The organism is Haploplasma modicum ATCC 29102 (genome assembly GCF_000687835.1).
In the GTDB taxonomy this organism is placed as follows: domain Bacteria; phylum Bacillota_I; class Bacilli_A; order Acholeplasmatales; family Acholeplasmataceae; genus Haploplasma; species Haploplasma modicum.
The window spans coordinates 1-1,697 of sequence record NZ_JHYB01000008.1 but is presented as its reverse complement, the minus strand read 5'-3'; the positions used below and the strand labels follow the sequence as shown (position 1 = coordinate 1,697).

The following is a 1,697-nucleotide window of genomic DNA, read 5'->3' as shown; positions in this document are numbered from 1 at the left end:
TTATATTTACTTTCACTAATTAATCGTTTAAACTCATCATATTCATATATTATCCCGTCCATAAATAAGTTGTTGTTTAGTCTTACGATATGAGTCACGTTACCTATTTCATCGAATGTATAAATTTTATTAATGCTTCCGGTTTTCTCTATTATTGTATTAGTTTTATTATAACTAGAATAACTATAATTATTTGGAATGTCCACACTTTTTTAAACAGTTTTAGAAAAAAAGAGTGCTTTATACACTCTTTACTCACAAATTTTATATGATACTCTTCATATCAACATAGTTTAGTACGAGATAACAGGGCTATTAGTATAGCTCCGTTACGCACACTGAAAAACTAAACTTTTTTTCATTTGAACCCGTTATATTTCCCAATGATTACTGACTATTAGAAATTAGATTTTTACTTTAGTTCTTCAATGTTAAAACCTTGTACTTTTATAGATTTAAGCCAGTTTAATAGCAATCCATATATTTCTTCTTTGTTAAAACTGATAGAATTAAAAATGATTTCAATCGTTCTATCAATATCAAAATAAATTAAAATCTCATATTGGATTAACTCATGTAACTTAATCTCAATCTTCGGGTTAAATTTCTCTTTAAAAATGGTTTCTATGTTACTAAAGTTCTCATAACTTTTTGCATTAATGTAATACAAATTTAATCCATGTTGTTTCATAAGTTCTAATAATTCTGTATTGCTTTTGATATTCTCAAAAATGACTATAAAATCTGATTTTTCATATCCTTTTTTCTTTAAAACATTTACTTTATACTTATTAATATATTCATTTAATACTATCTCCGTATTTGGTACAATTGCTCTTGAAAAATACAATGCAATATTAGATTTAATCGATAAACTATCCATCAATTTAGATATTTCTATTAAAGGCAAATCATAGTTATCAAAATCCAGTATAATTCTATATTTAATCAGTTCACTCATAATATCATTCCTTCCTATAAATTATCAAAGAAACTATATAACGTCATTCCTCCATAGTATATAGCATTAACTAGAGATTTTCTATGTTGCCTATACCGCCTGCAAGTCTAACGTGATAATGTAATCCATTGGAAACTCCATAGTCAATTCTGAAATTCCTACCATTTCTAAAAATGGTTAAATCCCCGCCTTTATTTCCAAAAAGCCAATTCTTGGAGTTTTTTGTCATATTAATACTTCTTTGCCCCCACTGTGACCGTGCTATTGACTTAAGAATATTCCCGGTTCCAGAAGCGATTCCACCCCACATAAATCCATCAACCGCTCCATCTATTGCACCTTTTAGCATTCCTTGCCATACTTCTTCACCGCTTATAGCTGCTGAAATACCACCTGCAGCTGTTCCAACTGCAGCACTTATTACCACACTTGTCGCAACAGTTTTTATAGTTGCTAATAAGGCAGGTGCTAATGCTCCTCCTGTTGCAACCGTCGCTATCAATCCAACTACAATAAATGCAGCACCTATAATAATTTTTGTTTCGTTGCTCCAACTAAAAGGATTCCACCAAGTAGGACTATTTCCGTCGCTATCCAGGTACATCACTGGATTATTAACACAATACGCATATAGATTACTACCATTAGCGCTACTTGGATCAAGATAATTATAACTATCAATAGATAGCCATCTACCTAACTCTGGATCATAATATCTTGATTCACAGTAATAAAG

The 1,697-nt window shown here is 30.4% G+C and carries 3 protein-coding genes; all 3 read right to left on the bottom strand.

The features are described from left to right. Positions 1-206, bottom strand: a 206-nt coding sequence (locus tag T352_RS07290) for a hypothetical protein (RefSeq protein ID WP_210994362.1), incomplete at its 3' end; no start/stop codon positions are given. A gap of 206 nt (positions 207-412) precedes the next feature. Further along, complete coding sequence (locus tag T352_RS0105855) at positions 413-961, bottom strand: hypothetical protein (protein WP_026392169.1); 549 nt, start codon at positions 959-961, stop codon at positions 413-415. A gap of 70 nt (positions 962-1,031) precedes the next feature. Next, on the bottom strand, positions 1,032-1,697 hold a 666-nt coding region (locus T352_RS0105850; RefSeq protein ID WP_026392168.1), incomplete at its 5' end, for an RHS repeat-associated core domain-containing protein.

Bases quoted from the DNA above. Each gene is read 5' to 3' on its own strand.
- T352_RS0105855 (WP_026392169.1), bottom strand. From the start codon at position 961: ATGAGTGAACTGATTAAATATAGAATTATACTGGATTTTGATAACTAT.